This is a genomic window from Arthrobacter globiformis, from assembly GCF_030818015.1.
In the GTDB taxonomy this organism is placed as follows: domain Bacteria; phylum Actinomycetota; class Actinomycetes; order Actinomycetales; family Micrococcaceae; genus Arthrobacter; species Arthrobacter globiformis_C.
The window spans coordinates 977,186-997,838 of sequence record NZ_JAUSZX010000001.1 but is presented as its reverse complement, the minus strand read 5'-3'; the positions used below and the strand labels follow the sequence as shown (position 1 = coordinate 997,838).

Below are 20,653 nucleotides of genomic sequence, written 5' to 3'. Positions count from 1 at the left end.
GTCAGTGACCCTTTGTGCCGAATTCGGCACCGAACAGTTCCGCGGCACCAACGGTGACAACATCGGTTCCAGCAGGGGGACCGGACTGGAGCTGCACCTTGTTGTCGGCGATCTTGTCCACCGTCACCGCTGCCCGGATGTAGGTCCGGGGCTCGGGATTGGTGTAGACCCAGGTCTTTCCGTTGGCGTCATAGACCAGTGAGCCGTAGGGCACCTGCAGCGGACTGCCTTCACCCTTGGTCACCTTGACCGTGGTCACGCCCAGCCTTTCCACTGCCTTATCCGTCAGCGTCAGTTTGTTCAGGTCCGGGCCGGCTTTCTCCATGGTGGACGCTGCCTGCCCGGCGGGCGCCGCGGCGGTTTTCACTGTGGCACATCCGGAGAGGCCAATGGACGCTGCGCAGACCAGCACCAGAACAGAACGCCAGCCGCCAAAATCACTATTGCTTTTCATGACAATTCCGACCTCTCTGGCAGAACTGGTCCGTTGTTAATCACCAATGAGCTCCCCCAGTCCGTGTTGGTGCGTGGACCAATGCGGAGGAAGAGGATCGGCAGAATAAAGAGGGTCAGCAGGGCGGTGGTAATAAGCCCGCCCCACACAACCAGCGCCAGCGGAAGGAGCATGCCTCCGCCGACCGGCCCGCCGAGCAGCACCAGCGGCACCAGCGCCAGTCCGGTGATCACGGTGGTCAAAACAGTTGGCAGAAGCCGCTCTCCGGCTGCCTGCCGCATGAGATGTGCCGGCGAGGCCGACGGGGCACGGGACTGCAGTGATTGATAGGTTCCCATCAACATGACCACGTCTCTGATCGCCAGGGCGAGCACCGCCGCCAGCGCCACCAGCACGTACACGGAGCCGAAACCGCCGGCCAGGTCGGCGGCGAGGATTCCGCCGGAGAGTGCAACCGGAAGCAGCAGGAAGACGAGCCCTGCGAGCCGCCAGTTGCCGAGGACCGTCAGCAGCAGGACCAGGATGCCGGCTGCCGCCGCCAGGGCGAGCCACCAGATGAGCGCACCGGCAGCTTGCTTTTCGGCGTACTGCGGCGGGATCTCAGCGTGGTACTCCACGGGGAACTGCATGCCCTTGATGGCGGCCTGGACATCGCTGGTGACGTCACCGAGGCTGCGGCCCTGAATATTGGCCACGACGTCGACGCGCCTGGAGGTGTCGTCATGATGGATCACGGTCTGGTTCGGGCGGAGCGTGACCTTGGCCACGTCACCCAGCCGGACCTGCCCGCCTTCAGGCTTGTCAACCATCATGTCGGTAACACTTGTCAGGCTGTTCCGGGTGGATTCCGTACCCTTGACGATCACCTGGAACACCTTTTGCTGCTCGAACAGGTACCCCACCTCGATGCCCTGCAGGACGGTGGCAGCCGCACGCCGGACATCGCCGGGCTTGATGCCCTGCTTCTGCGCCTTGGCGAGGTCAACCTCGATTTCCGCAACAGGCTGGTCTACCGTGACATCCACCTGCGGCTCAACCACGCCGTCCGTACGCGACAGGATTCCGCGGATTTCGTCTGCTTTCTGCCGGAGGATGTCCAGGTCAACGCCGAAAACGCGCACCCTGAACTGGCGGTTGTCGATTTCACTGGCAGCAGCAACCTGCTGCTCCGGGTAGGTGGTCACCTTCGCCGTCAGACCCGGGTACCCCTCAACAATCTCCTGCACCTCGGAGCGCACGCTGCTGATGTTGGCGCCGTCCTCCATGGTCACCCAGAGCTCGCCGGCATTGACGTCAGAGGAGCTATCGGAGGTGATGGCACGTCCAACGTGGCCGCCCACGGAAGAGACTCCGCGGATTCCGCTCAGCTCTTCGCTGGCATTGGTCATTACCCTGTTCATCACATCGGTACCTGTGCTTGCCGCCGCCTCCCATTCCACGAGGAGGGTGCGGTCGGGAACAGCGGCCACAACAGGAAGCTCCTTCGTAGCGGACGGAATGATGGCAAGTGCGGCGATGGCCATTGCTGCCGCCGCAAGGGCGAACACCGTGGCCACCTTTCCGGTGAAGGCCCGCGCCGAGCGCTCGTAACCGAGCCGGGCCTTGCGAACCACCGAAAGGCTGCGCCGTGGCCGCCTGTGACCCCGCAGCAGCAGGACCGCCAATGCCGGCGTCACCGTCAGCGCCACGAGCATCGCCACAGCGGTGGCCAACAGGTAGGACAGCACCAGGGGCTTCAGGAACGCACCCTCCACACCCGGGACAAACAGCGCCGGCGTGAGGGCAAGCAGAGCGGCAAGTCCGGCGAACAGGACAGGCACGCGGGACCGCTGCAGCCCGTGGGCAAGCAGGGCTTCGCGTGACACCCGGTCATCGGCCGATTCCCGCCGGAAGCTGTGCAGGTCGGTGATGACATCGCCGATGACCACGAGGAGGGCAAGGACCAGGCCCGCGAACGCCATGACGTTCAGGACCGCTCCCTGGAACTGCAGCACCAGCGCCGCAGCCATGGCCGCCACGGAAATGGCGATGAAGGCCAGCAGGGCGTACCGCCAGGACCGGAATGCGAAGCCGATCAGCGCCGTAACCATCAGGAGACTGACCAGCAGGGCAAGACCGAGGCTGCCAACGGCGGACTCAACGAAGGAGGCCGGGCGGAACACGGTGGAGTCCACGGTGATGCCGGAAAGGCCCGGACGCAGACCGTCCAGCACCGCCTCGACGCCTTGCGTCACGTCGGCGACGCTCGTGTCCGGGAACTTCTCGATGACCAGCAGCAGGCCGGGCGACTTGCCGGTGACAGCATCGCCGATCAGCGGCTGGTGGTCCTCACTCAGGGTGGTGACGTCGGCCAGCGTCAGCGACTTGTCGGATGCGCCTTCAACGCTGACCTTGCCGAGGTCTGCCGGTGTCCGGATCGGAAGCACGTGCTGGATGCCGATGCGCTGGTTGGCGGACTCAAGGAAGCCGCCTGTGCCCGGGGTTGATGCTTCCAGGAAGCTCAACGGGGACACCCACACCGCATTGCCGGCGGTCTCAACCACCTGGTTAAGGGTGACGTTTTTCGCGTGGAGCTGCTTCGGGTCCACCTGCACCTGCAGCTGCTGTTCGCGCTGGCCGTAAATGGAGACGTTTGCCACGCCCGGGACACCCATGAGCGCCGGCTTGACATCCCAGCGGGCCAGGACGGACATGTCGATTGGCGACACGTCCTGTGAGGACATCTGCACCATCATGACGCGGCTCGTCGAGGAGAGCGGCTGCATCAGTACCGGCGGAGTTGACACGTTGGGCAGCGCGAAGGCCTGCGTCAGCCGCTCTGCAACGAGCTGCCGGGCACGGAGGATATCGGTGCCAGGCTCAAAAATCATCTCAATCGAAGAGAGGCCCGGGACTGACTTCGAACGAATTTCGTCGAGCCAGGCAACCCCGTTCAGCAGGTCGGCCTCCATAGGCGAGGTAATAAGCTGTTCGACCTCCACGGCGGACAGGCCCAGTGCCTCGGTTTGAATCTCCACATGCGGTGGAGAGAATTCTGGAAGGTTATCCACTGGCATTGACGGCAGGGTGGTTAATCCGAACCCCAGAATGCCGGCAGCAGCGGCTAAAACAATTAATCGAAACTTAAGACTCCAGCGGACAAGCCAACCGGTCATAACCTCAGCCCCCATCGTTATTGGCTTCGGCGGCGTTGCCGGAAACCAATGACTGATGCGCCTCTTCAGGAACGTCCACAGCGGCGTTGCCGTGGACGAGTGCCGAGCTGTCTCCCCTCAACCCTGCGCGTCCCCCTTACCGGAGGACACTTCTGGCCACGGGAATCATGATGGACCGCGGCCAGACTGTGAGCATTTTTCCTTGCCGGATTTCCCTTGCCGGCTTTTCGCTTCCTACAAGGTATGGACAAGCGAGACCAAGATCAGTTTGGCACACCGAAATCTGCAGATCAACGCAACTTTTACCGCGACATTGGCTAATTCTGCGATAGCAAACTGGTTTATCGTTGCATCAGCGTCGGCTATAACCGTCCTGAACCGAACGGATGGAGTCCGCGAGCTTAGGTCACAATCCTGCCATCAAATCAGGGTGTCCGCCGCGCCTTCGTTGACTCCGGTGGGAACGCCCGCAATGTTAAAGCCATGAGGCCTCAGCGAATCAACAACGGACTAATAGGCACGACGGCGGCTGCCGCACTGGTGCTGCTGCTCACCGCTTGCGGACCAAGCCAGCCCGCCACCCAGGGGACAACTGAACCGGCAACCGGACCGGCAACCGGCTCAGCCACCCCCAGCACGCAGGCAGCCCCCGAAGCTTCCACCCCGCCGTCGCCCTCTGCTTCGCCGTCCCAACCGCAGCCCGCTTCGCCAACTTCGACGTCAGCGGAACCGCAGTCCACCGCCGCCGGCACCCAGCTGTGCAAGGCCCCAGGACTGGAGGCCACCACCGATGCCACGGGCGGCGGTGCCGCCGGCAGCGTCTACATGGAGCTGATCCTCACCAACAGCGGCAAGTCTGCCTGCCACCTAAAGGGGTTCGCGGGCGTGTCCCTGACCACCGGACCCAACGGCCCACCGATCGGGGCCCCGGCCCAGCGCGACACCTCCGTCGCCGTCCAGGATGTCCTGCTGGCACCCGGGAAGTCGGGCACCGCGGTGCTCCGTTACACGCAGGCAGGGAACTACCCGGACTGCAAGAAGACCGCTGCTGCCGGATTCCGGATCTACCCGCCGGAGGACACTGCATCGCTGTTCGTGGCCCGGCCCTTGGATGCCTGCAGCAATGCCTCCATTGAGCTCCTGAGCATCGGGGCATTCCAGGCCCGCTGACGCAAAGCTTGCCCCGAGCAACTTGCCCTGTTCCAAGCCTGTTCGGACCCTAACTCCGTAAGTACACTTACGATTACGTCGGGGTCCTGGCGGGCAGCACCAGGCCTGCCGCGGGAACGCCTCGCGACAAAGACGCAGGCCAAAGGCAGGTTGAGACACGTGACGTCACTCTGGTTGGACCGTACCGACACTTTCACGAGCGATCCGTTCACTCCCGGCGAGTCCTTTGACACCGCGGTGGTGGGTGCGGGATTGACCGGCCTGACCACGGCGCTGCTGCTGGCCCGCTCGGGACAGGACGTGCTTGTTCTGGAGGCACGCGGGCTGGGCGCCGTGGCAACCGGCAACACCACCGCCAAAGTCACCCTGCTGCAGGGTACCGTGCTGTCTGCCCTCCGGCAGCAGTACCCCCAGAAGGTGGTGGACGCCTACGTCTCCGGCAACCGGGAGGGACAGGCGTGGCTGCTGCGGTATCTCGAGCAGCGCGGTGTGCCGTTCCAGGTGCGCGACGCCTACACCTACGCCACCACGCCGCAGGGCACGGAAGCCGTCCGCGGGGAGCTTGTCGCGGCCCTCGGCGCCGACTTGGAGGTGGACTACGTCCGGGATGCGGGCCTGCCGTTTCCCGTGCGGGGAGCTGTGCGCCTCCGCGGTCAGGCCCAGATCAACCCCATGGATGTACTGACTGCACTGGCAGAGGACGTCCGGAGCCACGGCGGCAGGATTGTCACAGGGGTGCGGGTCCGGAACGTCACCGGCGCAGGGCCGTCAACCATCCACGTTGACCGCGGATCGGTCCAGGCCGACTCGGTAGTGCTGGCCACGGGCAGCCCGATCCTGAACCGCGGCCTCTACTTCGCCAAACTCAAGCCAAACCGCTCCTACGCCGCAGCCCTGGAGCTGACCGGAGATGCGACACCGCCCGAAGGCATGTACCTGTCCGTCGAGCAGCCCGTGCGTTCCATCCGGGACTACCCGGCGGACGGCCGGAATCTGCTCCTCGTGGGCGGCAACGGGCATCCGGTGGGAAAGGCACGCTCGGAACAGGCGCATCTGGAGGATGTCCTGTCCTGGGCGCGGCAGCACTTCCCCGTTGCCGCCGTCACCCACACGTGGTCCGCGCAGGATTACCAGGCCACCAACCTCATGCCGTTCTTCGGCAAGCTCCCCCGCGGCCGCGGACGCATCTTCTTCGCCACCGGTTACAACAAATGGGGCATGACCAACGCGGTGGCCGCATCTCTGGGAATCACCGCGGACATCCTCGGAGGCCAGCTGCCGTGGGCCAACACCATCCACCGCCGGGTGACATCGCCTCCGGGCGCAGCCTCGGCCGTGACTCTGAATGCCGGAGTGGCCGCCACGCTGGCAAAGGACTGGGGCAGGCTGAAAAAGCTTCCACCGGCGGACGGCGCCGTGCCGGCCGAGGGCACGGGCACCGTGGCGATGAGCGGCCGGAAGCCCGTGGCCACGTCCACTGTTGACGGAACGACGTGCAGCCTGTCCGCGGTATGCACGCATCTGGGCGGAATCCTGCACTGGAACGACAACGAGAAGTCCTGGGACTGCCCGCTCCACGGCTCCCGGTTCAGCAGCGACGGGCAGGTCCTTGAGGGCCCGGCCACCCGCGACCTTCCCCCGGCCGGGTAGGGCATACCTGATGTTCCTATAGGTGTCAGTACCGTGAGGCATGATGGAGGCATGCAGTCGCAGGAGCCCGCCGGCAATTCCGCCGGCACGTCCACCGGGGACTCCATGGGCCAGTTCAGCCGGCCCACCAGGGAGTGGTTCCTCGGTGCATTCTCCGAGCCCACCCCCGCCCAGCAGGGGGCCTGGAACGCGATTTCGTCGGGTTCACACGCCCTGGTGGTCGCCCCCACTGGCTCCGGCAAAACCCTCGCGGCGTTCCTCTGGGCGCTGGACCGGCTCCTGGTGTCCGGGTCGGCTGCAGCCGCCGCTGCTTTGCCGGACGCTGAAGTGCTGCCCCGCGTTGAAGAACCCCCCGCCGGAGCCAGGCCCAGACAGCCCCGGACACGGAAGCCCAAGCGGAAAACCCGGGTAGTGTATATTTCCCCGCTCAAGGCGCTTGGCGTCGACGTCGAACGCAACCTCCGGTCCCCGCTCATCGGCATCACCCAGACCGCCAAGCGGCTGGACCTGCCGGCTCCCCTGATCACCGTCGGAGTCCGGTCCGGCGATACCCCCGCCTCCGAGCGCCGCTCCTTGCTCAGCAACCCGCCGGACATCCTGATCACCACCCCCGAGTCCCTCTTCCTGATGCTCACCTCCAGGGCGCGGGAAACGCTCAGCGAGGTGGACACCGTCATCGTGGACGAGGTCCACGCCGTGGCCGGCACCAAGCGCGGCGCGCATCTCGCCGTCTCGCTCGAGCGGCTTGACGCTTTGCTCGCCGCGCCGGCGCAGCGGATCGGGCTCTCGGCCACCGTCGAGCCGAGGGAACTCGTGGCGCAGTTCCTGGCCGGTTCGGCACCGGTGGAGATCGTGGCCCCGCCCTCGCGGAAGAACTGGGACCTCACCGTATCTGTCCCCGTGGAGGACATGTCCGATCTCCAGGGCGCCGCCGGAGCCTTCGATTCCGGGCCGGCCTCCGGTCTGCAGCCGCAGGCCTCCATCTGGCCTCATGTGGAGGAAAAGATCGTGGACCTTGTGCTGGCCAACCAGTCCACTATCGTCTTTGCCAACTCGCGCCGGCTTGCCGAACGCCTGACCGCGCGGCTCAACGAAATCCACGCGGAGCGCCAGCTCCTGACGGTGGGCGGAGGCTGGGATGAGCCCGCTCCACCCCTGCCCGGAAGTGTCCCGACGTCGACCGCCACACCTGCGCACATGATGGCGCAGGCGGGAAGCACCGCGGGGGCCGAGCCGCTGCTGGCCCGGGCCCACCACGGCTCCGTGTCCAAGGACCAGCGCGCCCTGATCGAGGACGACCTCAAGTCCGGCCGGCTGCGCTGCGTGGTGGCCACGTCATCGCTGGAACTCGGCATCGACATGGGCGCCGTGGATCTCGTCGTGCAGGTCGAGTCGCCGCCATCGGTGGCCAGCGGGCTGCAGCGGGTGGGCCGCGCCGGGCACCAGGTGGGCGAGATCTCCCAGGGCTACCTGTTCCCGAAGCACCGGGCGGACCTCGTGCACACCGCCATCACCGTTGAGCGCATGCTGGACGGCAAGATCGAGCGGCTGAGCGTGCCAGCCAACCCCCTGGACATCCTGGCCCAGCAGACCGTCGCGGCAACCGCGCTGGGCAGCATAGACGTGGAGGAATGGTTCTCCACCGTCCGCCGCTCGGCCCCGTTCGCCACGCTCCCCCGGTCCGCCTTCGAGGCCACGCTGGACCTGCTGGCAGGCCGCTACCCCTCGGATGAATTCGCCGAGCTCCGCCCCCGTATCGTCTGGGACCGCAACGCCGGGACCATCGAGGGCAGGCCCGGCTCCCAGCGCCTGGCCGTCACGTCCGGCGGCACCATCCCGGACCGCGGGCTGTTCGGCGTCTACATCATTGGCACGGAGACCGAGGGATCAGCCTCGCCGGCCGGAGCGGGAGACGGCAAGGGCACGGCCCCGGCCAAGGGCGGCCGGCGGGTCGGCGAGCTCGACGAGGAAATGGTCTACGAATCCCGCGTCGGCGACATCTTCGCGCTCGGCGCCACCAGCTGGAAGATCGAGGACATCACGCACGACCGCGTGCTCGTCTCGCCCGCCTTCGGCCAGCCCGGCAAACTTCCCTTCTGGAAGGGCGACTCGTTGGGACGCCCCGTGGACCTGGGCCGCGCCCTCGGCGCGTTCGTCCGCGAGCTGTCAGCGTCCGACGTCGGCCCCGCCACCGAACGCTGCAAGGCCAGCGGCCTTGACAACTTCGCCGCGAACAACCTCCTGCAGTACCTGTCCGAACAGAAGCTGGCCACGGAGGTGGTACCCAGCGACACGACCCTCGTGGTGGAACGCTTCCACGATGAACTCGGCGACTGGCGGGTTATTCTGCACAGCCCGTTCGGAATGCCGGTCCATGCGCCGTGGGCCCTCGCCGTGGGCCAGCGGCTGCACCAGCGGTACGGCCTGGACGGGTCCGCCATGGCGGCCGACGACGGCATCGTGCTCCGCGTGCCGATGATGGAGGACGAGCCTCCCGGCGCCGAGTTGTTCCTGTTCGACCCCGAGGAGCTGGAGCAGATTGTCACCGCCGAGGTGGGCGGCAGCGCGCTGTTCGCTTCCCGCTTCCGCGAGTGTGCGGCGCGCGCCCTGCTGCTGCCGCGGCAGACACCCGGCAAGCGGCAGCCGCTGTGGCAGCAGCGGCAGCGGTCAGCCCAACTGTTGGATGTCGCCCGGAAATACCCGTCGTTCCCGATCGTGCTGGAGACCGTCCGCGAATGCCTGCAGGATGTGTACGACCTGCCGGCCCTGAAGGATATCGCCGCCTCGGTTGAACGGCGCGAACTCCGGATTGTCCAGACCACTACCCAGCAGCCGTCCCCGTTCGCCAAATCCCTGCTGTTCGGCTACGTGGCGCAGTTTCTTTACGAAGGGGATTCCCCGCTCGCCGAGCGCCGGGCGGCTGCGCTGGCGCTCGACTCCACGCTGCTCAACGAACTCCTGGGGCGTGTGGAACTGCGCGAGCTCCTGGACGCCCGGGTCATCGACGCCACAGAACGCGAGCTGCAGCGCCTTGTCCCAGACCGGAAAGTCCGGGGTATGGAGGGGGTGGCCGATCTTCTCCGGCTGCTCGGACCACTGGACTCAGGGGAAGTCGCCGCCAGGCTTGCCCCGCCGGCTGAGCCCGCCGAAACCACGCCGGCTGAGCCTGTCGAAGCCGACACCCCGCTGGTTGAGCCTGTCGAAACCCCGGCTTCCCAAGCAACAACTGCCGAAGCCGCCGCCCACCTCGCCGCCCTCCAGCGGGCTAACCGGGCCATCAAGGTGACCGTCGCCGGCGTCGAACGCTTCGCCGCGGTGGAAGACGCCGCCAGGCTGCGCGACGCCATCGGTGTCCCGCTGCCCATGGGCGTCCCCCTCGCCTTCATCGAACCGGTGGCCGACCCCCTGGGCGACCTCGTCTCACGCTACGCCCGCACGCACGGTCCGTTCACGGCCACCGAAGCCGCGGCCAGGCTGGGACTTGGTGCCGCCGTCGTCGGAACTGCCCTGAAGCGGCTGGCGGCTGACGGCCGCGTGGTGGAAGGCGAATTCCGGCCCCACGCCGAGCCCGCTGCCGGCCAGTCCGCTGCCGGCAAAGGCTCCACCGCCATGCCCTATTCCGATGCCGGATCCGGACTTGACCCCGTCGCGGAAGCGGCGGCTGCGTCGGCCGTTGCCTCGGCGGCCGTGGCCCTGGCTGGCAGCGAATGGTGCGACGCCGAAGTCCTCCGCAAGCTCCGCCGCCGCTCGCTCGCCGCACTGCGGGCAGAAGTGGAGCCCGTTGATATCACCGCCTACGGCAGGTTCCTGCCCGCCTGGCAACATGTCCGCACACCGGGCGCGGGACGGGGACAGCCGGCGCTGCGCGGACTCGACGGCATCATCACCGCCGTGGACCAGCTTTCCGGCGTGCCCATACCCGCCTCCGCCTGGGAACCGCTGGTACTTGCCGGCCGGGTGTCCAACTACCAGCCCGCCATGCTCGACGAACTCATGGCCGCCGGGGAGGTCCTCTGGTCGGGTGCCGGCGCGCTGCCGGGCAACGACGGCTGGATCAGCCTGCACCTCGCGGATTCGGTGGAACTGACCCTGAATCCGGCCCCTGACTTTGAACCGGGTGACGCCCAGCGTCGGCTGCTGGACCACCTGCAGGCCAACGGCGGCGGCTACTTTTTCCGGCAGCTGACGGACATTGCCGGCGGTATGGACGCGGTGCTGGGCGACCAGGACGTCGTGTCCGCCATCTGGGATCTTGCGTGGGCCGGCCGGATCACCGGGGACACGTTCGCCCCGGTCCGGGCCCTGATCGCTGGCGGACACACAGCCCACCGGCAGGTCGCGCGGGCCCCCCGGGCCAGGGCCCCGCGCCTCAGCCGGCTGGGACGGTCGCACGGCACGGGGCTGCTCGGTTCGCCGGGCCTGTCCGGTGGACGCTACGGATCAGTCAGCGGCGCAGTCCCCACCCCGCCGCTGGCGGCCGGGCGCTGGTCCGCGCTCCCGACGCCCGAGCTCGACCCCACCATCCACGCCCGTGCAACCGCTGAGCTGCTCCTCGACAGGTACGGCGTGGTCACGCGCGGATCAGTCATGGCCGAGAACATCCTGGGCGGATTCGGGCTCATGTACAAGGTCCTGGCCCGGCTGGAGGAGGCCGGACGGTGCAGGCGGGGGTACTTCATCGAACATCTCGGCGCTGCCCAGTTCGCCGTGCCCGCTACCGTCGACCGGCTGCGCTCGTATACCGAAGACGCCCAGCTGGCCAAGCCGGAACCCGTGGCGCTGGCCCTGGCGGCAACAGATCCGGCCAACCCCTACGGCGCCGCTCTGCCCTGGCCTGCCGGCAACGTCGAAGCCGGCAGCGGGCACCGCCCGGGGCGGAAGGCCGGTGCGCTGGTGGTGCTGGTCGACGGTGCACTGGTGCTGTATGTCGAACGGGGCGGCAAGACGCTGCTGGTCTTCACGGAAGACGAATCCGTCCTCGCCGCCGCTGCCGGAGCCCTCGTGGACGTGGTGAAGCGCGGGGCAGTGGACAAGCTCGTCATGGAAAAGGTCAACGGCCACGGCATCCTCGACACCCCTGCGGCATCGGCACTGACTGCCGCCGGCGCATACTCCACACCGAAGGGGCTGAGGATCCGTGCCTGAAGGCGACTCCGTCTGGCGCGCCGCCAACCAGCTGCACACTGCCCTCGCCGGCCAGAAACTTCTCGCGTCCGACTTCCGCGTGCCCCGATTCGCCACACTGAACCTGGCCGGCTGGACCATGGACGAGGTTGTACCCCGCGGCAAGCACCTGCTGATGCGGCTCGCCAGCCCGGCCCACGAGCGGCTGACCATCCACTCGCACCTGAAAATGGAGGGCAGCTGGCAGATCTACCCGCCCGGTGGCAGGTGGCGGAAGCCGGGATTCACGGCCCGGTGCGTGCTCCGCACGGCCGTTGCCGACGCCGTCGGATTTTCCCTTGGCCTGCTTGAGGTGATCAAGACCAGCGAAGAGGACAAGGCTGTCGGATTCCTGGGCCCGGACCTGCTGGGCCCGGACTGGGACCCGGCCGAGGCCGAGCGCCGCGTGGCGGCGAGGCCCGATGTGCCGGTCGGGGTGGCCCTCCTGGACCAGAGCAACCTCGCGGGCATCGGGAACATCTACCGCTGCGAGGTATGCTTCCTCGCCGGCATCCACCCGGCATCGCCTGTTGCTGCTGTGAAGGACTGGCCGGCCATTTTTGCCGACGCCAAGCAGTTGCTCGAGGCGAACCTGGGACCGGGCCGCCGGACAACACTGCTCAACGCCCGTGGTACTCCGGTGGGCCGGGCTGCCGGCCGTCCCGGCTACTGGGTGTACCGGCGCGAGCACCAGCCGTGCCTGCGCTGCCGGACCCCCATCCGGCACGGCGTGCTGGGCAAGAGTGTGCCGGGCAAAAACCTTGCGGGAGTGGCTGCGCCGGGCAGCGCGCCCGTGGCGGTCACCGAAGAACGCGACATTTACTTCTGCCCTACCTGCCAGCCCCTGCTCGGCGGCTCCGAAGCCTGACACTGCCGCGCCGGGCGCAGGAAAAACGGTGTCAGGAGGTGGCCACCGGCGTTCCGGACCGGCCCTCGCGGTCCCCGGACCTGGAACCGACAGATGATTCGGCAGCCTGGTCCTCGGACTTCGAACGGGCAGCCTGATCTCCGACCGGTTCCCGCGCCGGAACCATGAAGTACGGCAGCAGGAGCTGGACCAGGGGGCCGATCGCCAGGGCATAAACCACGGTCCCCACGCCGACCGAGCCGCCGAGGAGCCAGCCTGCCCCGAGCACCACAACCTCGATCAGTGTCCGCGAGAGGCGCACCGACCAGCCGGTGCGCCGGGCCAGGCCGGTCATGAGCCCGTCGCGGGCGCCGGGGCCGAAGCGGGCGCCGATGTAGCACGCGGAGGCGATCCCGTTGAGCACCACCGCGCCGGCCAGCATCGCGGTCTGGCCCCCGAGATGGGAGAACGTGGGGATCAGGGCGAGCCCGACGTCGGCAAAGACCCCCACGAGGATGGCATTGCACAGTGTGCCGAAGCCCGGCCGCTGCCGCAGTGGAATCCACAGCAGAAGCACCAGGAAACTGACGATGATGACCACCACGCCAATGCTCAGCCCGGTTTTGCCGGCAACGCCCTGATGGAACACGTCCCACGGGTCCAGCCCGAGCCCGGCCCGGATAAACAGGGCCAGTGAAATGCCGTACATGGCGAGGCCGGTGAAGAGCTGTGCAAGTCTTCGGATCATCATTGAACCATCCTGCGGCAGAACTGGCCTTGTTTTCCATGGCCAGTTTGGAATACTGGCCTCATGTCCGGATCCCTCACCCCCACCGCCCTTGCCCGCCTCCTGGGCCAGTGGCACCGCGGCAACGCTCCCGCCTACCGCGAACTGGCCGACGTCGTGCGCCTTTTGGTGCTTGACGGGCGCATCCCGCTGGGCACCGCGCTGCCTAGCGAACGGACGTTGTCCGCCACCCTCGCCGTCAGCCGCACCACGGTAACCGCGGCGTATTCCAGCCTGCGCGATCAGGGTTTCCTGAGCAGCGGCCAGGGCACGCGCGGCCGCACGTGCCTGCCGCGGACTGCCTACGCGGCAGGTCAGGAGCGGGACTCGGGGGTGGGCTTGTCGGGGGCGCCGGGCCTTGCTGTTCCCGACGGCGTCATCGACCTCGCGTATGCGTCGCTCCCGGCCAGCGGCGAGGCGGTCCATCAGGCGTTCGCCGCTGCCCTCACAGAACTGCCCGCCCTGCTGCCCGGCTTCGGTTACGACGCCCTGGGGGTGCCGGCCCTCCGGGAGGCGATCGCCGGCCACTATGCCGACGCCGGCGTGCCCACCACGGCCGGGCAGATCCTGGTGACGTCCGGCGCGCAGCATGCGCTCAACATCGTGCTGCGGGCGCTCGTCGGAAAACAGGACAAGGTCCTCGTGGAGCAGCCGACCTACCCGAACGCGCTCGACGCCATGCGCGCCACGGGCTGCCGCCTGGTGCCGGTGCCTCTTCCGCCTGCGTCGGAGCGGGGCTGGGATCTGGACTCGATCGAGTCTGCCCTCATGCAGCAGCGGCCCCGCATGGCCTACACGGTCCCGGATTTCCACAACCCCACCGGCCGGCTGATGCCCAACGCACAGCGCCGCCGACTGGTCCGTGCCGCCGCGGCGTCGGGCACCGTCCTGGTGGTGGATGAGACCCTCCGTGAGCTGAACCTCGACGGCGGCACAACCGCTCCCCTGGCATCGTTCAGTCCGGCCGTGGTGTCCATCGGATCGCTAAGCAAGTCGCACTGGGCGGGCATGCGCACGGGCTGGATCCGCGCGTCAGACAGCCTGATTCAGCGGTTCGCGGCCGTCCGGACCACGATGGACCTTGGTGGTCCGGTGGTGGAGCAGCTTGCGGCGGCCCACCTGGTGCGGAACCTGGCCGGTCCACTGCCCGCCCGCCTGTCCGCGCTCCGCGAGAACCGCTCCGCACTGCTGGAGCTGCTCAAGGCTCATCTGCCGCGGTGGGAGGCGGAACGGCCCGACGGCGGCCTGGCCGTCTGGTGCCGGCTGCCATCACCCAGCAGCACGGCACTGACCGTCGTAGCCCCGGAACTCGGCATCCGCCTCGCTGCCGGCCCGCGCTTCGGCGTTGGCGGGGTGTTTGAGAACTTCCTCCGCATTCCGTTCACACTGCCGCCGGACCAGCTGGAGACCGCAGTCCTCGCGCTGAGGGCCGCCCAGGACAGGCTGGACGCCGCTCCGCAGCTAAGGCGGACCCTCAGGGACTCCCCCGCCGCCGCCATCGCCTGACACGCCAATCGCCTGGCGACAAACAAACGGTCCGGCGACATGCGTATTCGAGTGTCACCGGACCGGTTGCGCGTCCTGAGGCCACAGGTGCGTCCTGAACCTAGGCGTAGACCTCTTCAAGGAACGCACCCCAGGCCCTGGCAGTTGCCGCAGAATCCCCGCTGCCGCTGAAGTCGTGGACGGTCATGCCCACGGGTGCGCCGAACGAGTTGCGGCCAAAGAACCGGTACATGGTGTCCGCGGTCCGCAGGCCCAGGAAGTTCTCGTTGGAGAAGTCCACCTGCCCGCTCAGCCGCCCGACGCCGTCGACCTCCACATCAAAACTCTCGCCCTGCGACGCATTCTCCACGCCGAGCGCCTTCTTGAGCCGCACGAAACCGGCCTTGGCGGGGATGGTTTTGGTTGAGTCCTGTGTTTCCGGCTTGAGTGCGGGGTGAAGCGCGACGACGAGCCGTTGCTTCCGTCCCCCGGCACCGCCGTGGTGGTCCTGGTCCACAAGCCGGGTGACCGCCACGCCAAGATCCTCGGCGAAGGCTGCACGGTCGGCGGCGGTGCGGAAGGTAATCTCGCCGTCGATGGCGAACGTGGCGAGTTTCTGCGGCGAGGCGGCAGCACCGTACCGAGGTCGCCGGAACGGTGTGAAGTCGCCGGAAGGTTCCGGCGAACCGGCATGGTTCCGGCGAACTCGACGCCGGGAGGCACCACGGACCGGCGCGCAGGGCGGCAGGGCGCAAAGTAGAATGGACCCGTGATGCAATCCCCCCTCCCCGTGCGCGACGGCGTGAACGCCACCCGTCTGCGCCTCCCGGACGAGGGCCCCTGGGACACCGCAATGGACTACATGATGCACCGCTGGGGGCACATCGACCCCCAAGGCATCGAGGACCGGTTCGACGCCGGGGAGATCGTGGGCGAGGGCGGCATCCCCCTGCATCGCAGCACCAGGCTCGAGGACCACACCTTCATCTGGTACTACCGCACGCTCCCGCCGGAAACCCGGCTGCCCGTGGAACTAAACATCCTGCACCAGGACGAGCACATCCTTGTGGTGGACAAGCCGCACTTCCTGCCCACCACGCCCGGGGGCACGTACATCCAGGAATCGGCGCTGGTCCGGCTCCGGAACCAGCTGGACCTCCCGGACCTGATCCCGATGCACCGCCTGGACCGCATGACCGCGGGCATCCTCCTGCTCTCCACCAACCCGGAGACCCGCGGGAAGTACCAGGTGCTGTTCGAGAAGCGCCAGGTCCAGAAGGAATACGAGTGCGTGTCCGCCGCTGAACCGGCTCACGGGCATCCAGCTGTCGACTATCCGGTGGTAGTGCGCAACCGGATGACTAAGTCCCGCAGCTACCTTCTGGCGGAGGTGATCGAGGGCGAGCCGAATGCGGAGACCCGCATCGACCTGCTGCGGACGTTCGACGGCGCTGATTGCGGCGGCCACGCGACGGCCGGAGCAGGACGCCTTGGCCTCTACCGACTCGAACCGCACTCCGGGAAAACCCATCAGCTCCGGGTGCACATGGCCTCGCTGGGACTGGGCATCCTGCACGATTCGTTCTACCCCGAGCTGCTGGACAAGGCACCAGACGACTACACCAAGCCGCTCCAGCTGCTGGCCCGCGGCATCCGGTTCGTGGACCCCATCACGGAAAAGCCCGTCGAGTACCGCAGCCGCCTCGAGCTGAGCGAAGTCCGCTAGCCAGGTCGAGGTGCGCTATGCAGCACCTTCAAGGACATCCCGGAAGACCGCAACGGTTTCCGGGCTGAAGAGCACGAACTCCACCAGCTCGACGCCGTGCTCGCCGCCTTCGGCAGAGCGGCTGGAGGCGTACGATCGGACGGCCTCAAACGCCACCTGCGCCACCTGGCGGGCGTCCCAGCCGTAGACCCCGGCGCTCACCGCGGGAAAGGCCAGCGACCGGATACCCAGGCCCTCGGCAACACGCAGGCTCTCGGTGAAGCAGGACGCCAGCAATGCCGGGTTGGTCTGCCCGGCGCGGCGGTTGGGCCCGACGGTGTGGATGACCCAGCGCGCCGGCAGCCCGAACCCGGGGGTGGCCACGGCAGCGCCCACCGGCAGCCCGTCCTGGAGCGTCGTTGCCCTCAGCTCGCGGCAGGCGGCCAGCAGTTCCGGCCCCGCCGCCCGGTGGATCGCCCCGTCCACGCCACCGCCGCCCAGCAGCGAAGAGTTGGCCGCATTCACCACCGCGTCCACCTGCCGTCCGGTGATGTCACCCTCAACGATCTCAATCCGCATGCAGCCAGTGTGGCACTGTGCCCCCGGTCATGCGTAGGGGTCCCCAGCCGCAGGGGTCCACCTGGCGGAGGGTGTTCCGAGGGGTGCAGGCGATCCGCACGGCGCGCTCCCGTTCTGTGTGCGGTACGTTGAGCAAATGGACTTCGGCAACCCGGACACCTGGAGCACGGCGATCTACTTCTGGATCATTCCCGCTGTCCTCGGCGATGCCATCTTTCCGCCGATCCCGTCCGAAATGGTGCTGATCACGGGCGGTGCCCTGTCCGCCGCGGGACGGGCCAACCTCTTCCTGGTCGGTCTCCTGTCCGCCGTCGCCTCGTGGCTGGGCGACATGGTGGTGTTCCAGCTGTTCAAGCGCCGGCTGAGCCACATCCTGGACCGCTGGACGTGGGGCAGGAAAATCCACCACGGCATCCACGAAGCCATCGCCAAGGCGGGCCGGTCTTCCGCCTACGGCACCATCATCGGCGCCCGATTCATCCCCGGGGGCCGGCTTGCCACGTCCGCCGCCGCTGGCATCGCCGACGTCTCCACCCGGGGTTTCAGCCTGTGTGCCGGGCTGGGAGCGGTGCTGTGGGCGACGTGGCTCGTCGGGCTCGGCTACTTCACGGGCTCCGCCACGCGGCTGCCCTTCTGGGCGAGTTCACTAATCGGCGTGGCTGTTGGCTTGGTGATCGGCGCCGTCGTGGGTCTGATCGTCACCCGCCGTCGCGGCGACCGCTCCCCCGTGGACGAACCGGGCGGGGCCTCCGGCCCAGGCAATTAAGGTCCGGGGCGCCTAAGCCTTAGACGGGCGCCCAGCGGCCGCGGCTGCGGCGGAGCACCGAAAGCGAGCCTGTCAGCGCCACGCGTTCGACGGCGTCGCGCATCACGGCTGCCGACTCCCGGGCCGCGCTGTTCTCACTGTTGTATTCGGTGGCCTCCACGAGGAACCGCAGGTTCAGCTGTGGCACGCCGCCAGCCAGTTCCAGCTGTTGCGACTCCACATGGTGTCGCGACCCCAGCGCCTCCACGGCGGTGTCCATTACGGCTTCGGGAGGGTTGCCCGGCCTCAGCCCGGTGATCTTGAGTCTGGTCTGGAAGGACGGCATCCTCCCACCCTAGCGCCGGGCGCGAAGGACGCAGCGCGAACGGACACTTAACGCCCCAAAATTCGCGGGTCCGAGGGGCGTCAACTGTACGTTCGCGCCGGGAGCGGCGGTCGGGTATCTGGACGGTTGCGTTTTGTCTGGCGCGAGCCTATCTTGGCATGAAGGGGCGCCATTATGCACGAACTCTCCATCACGCAGGGCCTTGTCGACGCCGTTCTTAACCGCACAGGCGAACGGACGGTCACGGCGGTCAACCTGAGGATCGGTCCCCTTTCCGGCGTACTGGCTGATGCCGTGCGCTTTTGTTTTGACGTGGCAGCGGCCGGTACCCCGCTGGCCGGCGCGCGGCTGCAGATCGATGAGCCGCAGGGCCGCGGACGGTGCCGCAGCTGCCAGGGCGAATTCAACCTGAGCGATCTCATTCTGCTTTGCCCTTGCGGAAGCGCGGACGTCGAAGTCCTCAGCGGCCGCGAGCTGATGCTGATGTCCGTGGAGGTGGCATAGGACATGTGTACAACATGCGGTTGCGGCGACGAGGCCGGCACCCGCATTTCAAACCTAGCAGGCGAACTGCAGGCACCCGGGCAGGGTCCGCTGCACAGCCATACCGATGAGCACGGGCGCACGTACACCCACGAGCACCCGGACTCCCATGCGCACACCCACGTCCACGCCGACTCCCATGACCACCACCACGGGCATTCCGACGGGCACCACCATGCGGCACCGGGCACGGAGACCATCCTGCTCGAGCAGAGCCTGCTGGCCAAGAACGACCTGCTGGCCGCCACTAACCGCGGCTGGCTCGCCGGCCGGGGAGTCCGTGCCTTCAACGTCATGAGTTCGCCCGGTGCCGGCAAGACCACCCTCCTGGTCCGCACCCTGACCGAACTCGGCGGGCGCCTGAATGCAGGCGTCATCGAAGGGGACCAGGAGACGTCCCTCGACGCTGACCGCATCCGCGCCACCGGGCGCCCGGTCATCCAGATCAACACCGGAGCCGGCTGCCATCTCGACGCCGCCATGCTGCGGCACGGCCTCGATGCGCTGTCCCCGGAGCCGGGCTCCACGGTCTTCATTGAAAATGTGGGCAACCTCGTCTGCCCAGCGCTTTTTGACCTCGGCGAAACAGCCAAGGTGGTGATCGTCTCGGTAACGGAAGGTGATGACAAACCCCAGAAATACCCGCACATGTTTATGGCAGCCGACCTCGTGATCGTCAACAAGTCGGACCTGCTCCCCTACGTCGAATTCGACGTCGACGAGTGCCTGCGCCGCATCCGGCAGATCAATCCGCGGGCCGAATTCCTCACGCTGTCCGCCACCACCGGCGAAGGCCTCGCCGACTGGTACGGCTGGCTCGACCGCGCCACCTCCCCAGCGGCGGCGGCGCCAACCCCCGGGGCAGCCCGGTCAGAACCCTTGACCGGCTCCCTGACAGAAGCACACTGAGCTCCGCAAGGGGCACTGAAAGAGGCAACGATGCCTACGGAAACTTCCCTTAAGGCCGAAGAAGCCCTCATCCACGTGCTGTGGATCAATGCAGGGCTCAGTTGTGACGGCGACTCGGTGGCCCTGACCGCCGCCACCCAGCCGAGCGTCGAGGAAATCGCCCTCGGGGCGCTGCCCGGCCTGCCGAAGATCGCCATGCACTGGCCGCTGATCGACTTCGAATGCGGCCCGCAGGAAGGGGCCGACGATTTCCTGGAATGGTTCCGCAAGGCGGACCGGGGCGAACTGGAACCGTTCGTGCTGGTGGTCGAGGGATCCATCCCCAACGAGAAACTCCACGACCCCGGCGGCTACTGGTGCGGTTTCGGCAACGACCTGGAGACCGGCCAGCCGATTACCACCAGCGAATGGCTGGACCGCCTGGCTCCGAAGGCCACCGCCATCATCGCCGCCGGAACCTGCGCCACCTACGGCGGCATCCACGCCATGGCGGGCAATCCGACCGGTGCCATGGGCGTGCCGGACTACCTCGGCTACGACTGGAAGTCCAAGGCCGGCATTCCCATTGTGTGCGTGCCCGGATGCCCGATCCAGCCTGACAACCTCTCCGAAACCATGACGTACCTGCTGTACCAGGCCACCGGCCAGGCACCGATGATTCCCCTGGACGAGGCACTGCGTCCCACATGGCTGTTCGGCAAGACGGTTCATGAGGGCTGCGACCGGGCCGGCTACTACGAGCAGGGTGACTTCGCCACCGAGTACGGCTCCCCCAAGTGCATCGTCAAGCTCGGCTGCTGGGGTCCCGTGGTGAAATGCAACGTGCCCAAGCGCGGCTGGATGAACGGCATCGGCGGCTGCCCCAACGTCGGCGGCATCTGCATCGGCTGCACCATGCCGGGCTTCCCGGACAAGTTCATGCCCTTCATGGATGAGCCTCCCGGCGGAAAGCTTTCCACCAGCACCATCCGGCCCTACGGCTCCGCCATCCGGACTCTAAGGGGCATCACGACGCACACGCTGGACCAGGAGCCCAAGTGGCGCCGGCCCGGACCCGAGCTCCTCACCGGGGCCCGGCGCACCTGGTAACCCACCCACTTCCAGACAGGCGAAGA

Annotated in this window: 16 protein-coding genes; 10 read left to right on the top strand and 6 right to left on the bottom strand. The window is 67.5% G+C overall.

Annotation, left to right across the window (positions count from 1 at the left end; translation table 11 throughout):
- Position 1: 1 nt before the first annotated feature.
- Together QFZ23_RS04665 and QFZ23_RS04660 are read right to left on the bottom strand one after the other, a co-directional pair.
- On the bottom strand, positions 2-454 hold the full coding sequence (locus QFZ23_RS04665; protein WP_306920842.1) for a hypothetical protein: 453 nt from the start codon (positions 452-454) through the stop codon (positions 2-4).
- On the bottom strand, positions 451-3,609 hold the full coding sequence (locus tag QFZ23_RS04660; RefSeq protein ID WP_306920840.1) for an efflux RND transporter permease subunit: 3,159 nt from the start codon (positions 3,607-3,609) through the stop codon (positions 451-453). Before QFZ23_RS04660 ends, QFZ23_RS04665 begins: the two co-directional genes overlap by 4 nt.
- A 483-nt stretch (positions 3,610-4,092) precedes the next feature.
- Here QFZ23_RS04660 and QFZ23_RS04655 point away from each other — a divergent pair, with 483 nt between their 5' ends.
- The 4 genes from QFZ23_RS04655 to QFZ23_RS04640 all read left to right on the top strand — a co-directional run bounded on the left by QFZ23_RS04655 (position 4,093) and on the right by QFZ23_RS04640 (position 12,460).
- Positions 4,093-4,779: a DUF4232 domain-containing protein gene (locus QFZ23_RS04655; protein ID WP_306920838.1), complete on the top strand. Its 687-nt coding sequence runs from the start codon at positions 4,093-4,095 to the stop codon at positions 4,777-4,779.
- A 159-nt stretch (positions 4,780-4,938) separates the two neighbouring features.
- The gene (locus QFZ23_RS04650; RefSeq protein ID WP_306920835.1) at positions 4,939-6,429 is read left to right on the top strand and encodes an FAD-dependent oxidoreductase; all 1,491 of its coding nucleotides are present in this window, start codon (positions 4,939-4,941) and stop codon (positions 6,427-6,429) included.
- Between the two features lie 51 nt (positions 6,430-6,480).
- Positions 6,481-11,574 (top strand): Lhr family ATP-dependent helicase, encoded by a 5,094-nt coding sequence (locus tag QFZ23_RS04645; protein ID WP_306920833.1) that lies wholly within the window; start codon positions 6,481-6,483, stop codon positions 11,572-11,574.
- Entirely contained in the window at positions 11,567-12,460 is an 894-nt protein-coding gene (locus QFZ23_RS04640) for an Fpg/Nei family DNA glycosylase (RefSeq protein WP_306920832.1), read from the top strand. Before QFZ23_RS04645 ends, QFZ23_RS04640 begins: the two co-directional genes overlap by 8 nt.
- Before the next feature lie 31 nt (positions 12,461-12,491).
- On the opposite strand, the gene yczE is transcribed toward QFZ23_RS04640, so the two are convergent.
- Positions 12,492-13,190, bottom strand: a complete 699-nt coding sequence (yczE, locus tag QFZ23_RS04635; protein WP_306920830.1) for a membrane protein YczE — start codon at positions 13,188-13,190, stop codon at positions 12,492-12,494.
- 60 nt (positions 13,191-13,250) lie between these two features.
- Here yczE and yczR point away from each other — a divergent pair, with 60 nt between their 5' ends.
- Complete coding sequence (gene yczR / locus QFZ23_RS04630; protein WP_306920828.1) at positions 13,251-14,732, top strand: MocR-like transcription factor YczR; 1,482 nt, start codon at positions 13,251-13,253, stop codon at positions 14,730-14,732.
- Positions 14,733-14,832: 100 nt separating this feature from the next.
- Here the strand turns inward: yczR and QFZ23_RS04625 are convergent, their stop codons facing one another.
- Positions 14,833-15,489 (bottom strand): hypothetical protein, encoded by a 657-nt coding sequence (locus QFZ23_RS04625; protein WP_306920826.1) that lies wholly within the window; start codon positions 15,487-15,489, stop codon positions 14,833-14,835.
- Between QFZ23_RS04625 and QFZ23_RS04620 the strand changes: the two genes are divergently transcribed.
- Positions 15,484-16,437 (top strand): RluA family pseudouridine synthase, encoded by a 954-nt coding sequence (locus QFZ23_RS04620; protein WP_306926662.1) that lies wholly within the window; start codon positions 15,484-15,486, stop codon positions 16,435-16,437. The genes QFZ23_RS04625 and QFZ23_RS04620 overlap by 6 nt on opposite strands.
- Positions 16,438-16,452: 15 nt before the next feature.
- On the opposite strand, the gene QFZ23_RS04615 is transcribed toward QFZ23_RS04620, so the two are convergent.
- Complete coding sequence (locus tag QFZ23_RS04615) at positions 16,453-16,995, bottom strand: O-acetyl-ADP-ribose deacetylase (protein ID WP_306920824.1); 543 nt, start codon at positions 16,993-16,995, stop codon at positions 16,453-16,455.
- 136 nt (positions 16,996-17,131) lie between these two features.
- On the opposite strand from QFZ23_RS04615, the gene QFZ23_RS04610 reads away from it, so the two are divergent.
- Entirely contained in the window at positions 17,132-17,761 is a 630-nt protein-coding gene (locus QFZ23_RS04610) for a DedA family protein (RefSeq protein WP_306920822.1), read from the top strand.
- A gap of 19 nt (positions 17,762-17,780) precedes the next feature.
- Here the strand turns inward: QFZ23_RS04610 and QFZ23_RS04605 are convergent, their stop codons facing one another.
- Positions 17,781-18,086 (bottom strand): hypothetical protein, encoded by a 306-nt coding sequence (locus QFZ23_RS04605; RefSeq protein ID WP_306920821.1) that lies wholly within the window; start codon positions 18,084-18,086, stop codon positions 17,781-17,783.
- A 174-nt stretch (positions 18,087-18,260) separates the two neighbouring features.
- Here QFZ23_RS04605 and QFZ23_RS04600 point away from each other — a divergent pair, with 174 nt between their 5' ends.
- Genes QFZ23_RS04600 through QFZ23_RS04590 form a run of 3 tightly spaced genes read left to right on the top strand, consistent with a single transcriptional unit; the run spans position 18,261 to position 20,627 of the window.
- Entirely contained in the window at positions 18,261-18,590 is a 330-nt protein-coding gene (locus QFZ23_RS04600; RefSeq protein WP_306920819.1) for a hydrogenase maturation nickel metallochaperone HypA/HybF, read from the top strand.
- A gap of 3 nt (positions 18,591-18,593) precedes the next feature.
- The gene (gene hypB, locus QFZ23_RS04595; protein WP_306920817.1) at positions 18,594-19,538 is read left to right on the top strand and encodes a hydrogenase nickel incorporation protein HypB; all 945 of its coding nucleotides are present in this window, start codon (positions 18,594-18,596) and stop codon (positions 19,536-19,538) included.
- A gap of 30 nt (positions 19,539-19,568) precedes the next feature.
- Positions 19,569-20,627 (top strand): hydrogenase expression protein HypE, encoded by a 1,059-nt coding sequence (locus QFZ23_RS04590; RefSeq protein ID WP_190604541.1) that lies wholly within the window; start codon positions 19,569-19,571, stop codon positions 20,625-20,627.
- Positions 20,628-20,653: the final 26 nt, after the last annotated feature.

What these genes read in the sequence shown, in the direction of transcription:
- QFZ23_RS04590 (WP_190604541.1), top strand. Translation starts at nt 19,569, where the DNA reads ATGCCTACGGAAACTTCCCTTAAGGCCGAAGAAGCCCTCATCCACGTG.
- yczE (WP_306920830.1), bottom strand. Translation starts at nt 13,190, where the DNA reads ATGATGATCCGAAGACTTGCACAGCTCTTCACCGGCCTCGCCATGTAC.
- QFZ23_RS04615 (WP_306920824.1), bottom strand. Translation starts at nt 16,995, where the DNA reads ATGCGGATTGAGATCGTTGAGGGTGACATCACCGGACGGCAGGTGGAC.
- QFZ23_RS04605 (WP_306920821.1), bottom strand. Translation starts at nt 18,086, where the DNA reads ATGCCGTCCTTCCAGACCAGACTCAAGATCACCGGGCTGAGGCCGGGC.
- yczR (WP_306920828.1), top strand. Translation starts at nt 13,251, where the DNA reads ATGTCCGGATCCCTCACCCCCACCGCCCTTGCCCGCCTCCTGGGCCAG.
- QFZ23_RS04645 (WP_306920833.1), top strand. Translation starts at nt 6,481, where the DNA reads ATGCAGTCGCAGGAGCCCGCCGGCAATTCCGCCGGCACGTCCACCGGG.
- QFZ23_RS04600 (WP_306920819.1), top strand. Translation starts at nt 18,261, where the DNA reads ATGCACGAACTCTCCATCACGCAGGGCCTTGTCGACGCCGTTCTTAAC.
- QFZ23_RS04620 (WP_306926662.1), top strand. Translation starts at nt 15,484, where the DNA reads ATGCAATCCCCCCTCCCCGTGCGCGACGGCGTGAACGCCACCCGTCTG.
- QFZ23_RS04610 (WP_306920822.1), top strand. Translation starts at nt 17,132, where the DNA reads ATGGACTTCGGCAACCCGGACACCTGGAGCACGGCGATCTACTTCTGG.
- hypB (WP_306920817.1), top strand. Translation starts at nt 18,594, where the DNA reads ATGTGTACAACATGCGGTTGCGGCGACGAGGCCGGCACCCGCATTTCA.
- QFZ23_RS04655 (WP_306920838.1), top strand. Translation starts at nt 4,093, where the DNA reads ATGAGGCCTCAGCGAATCAACAACGGACTAATAGGCACGACGGCGGCT.
- QFZ23_RS04665 (WP_306920842.1), bottom strand. Translation starts at nt 454, where the DNA reads ATGAAAAGCAATAGTGATTTTGGCGGCTGGCGTTCTGTTCTGGTGCTG.
- QFZ23_RS04660 (WP_306920840.1), bottom strand. Translation starts at nt 3,609, where the DNA reads ATGACCGGTTGGCTTGTCCGCTGGAGTCTTAAGTTTCGATTAATTGTT.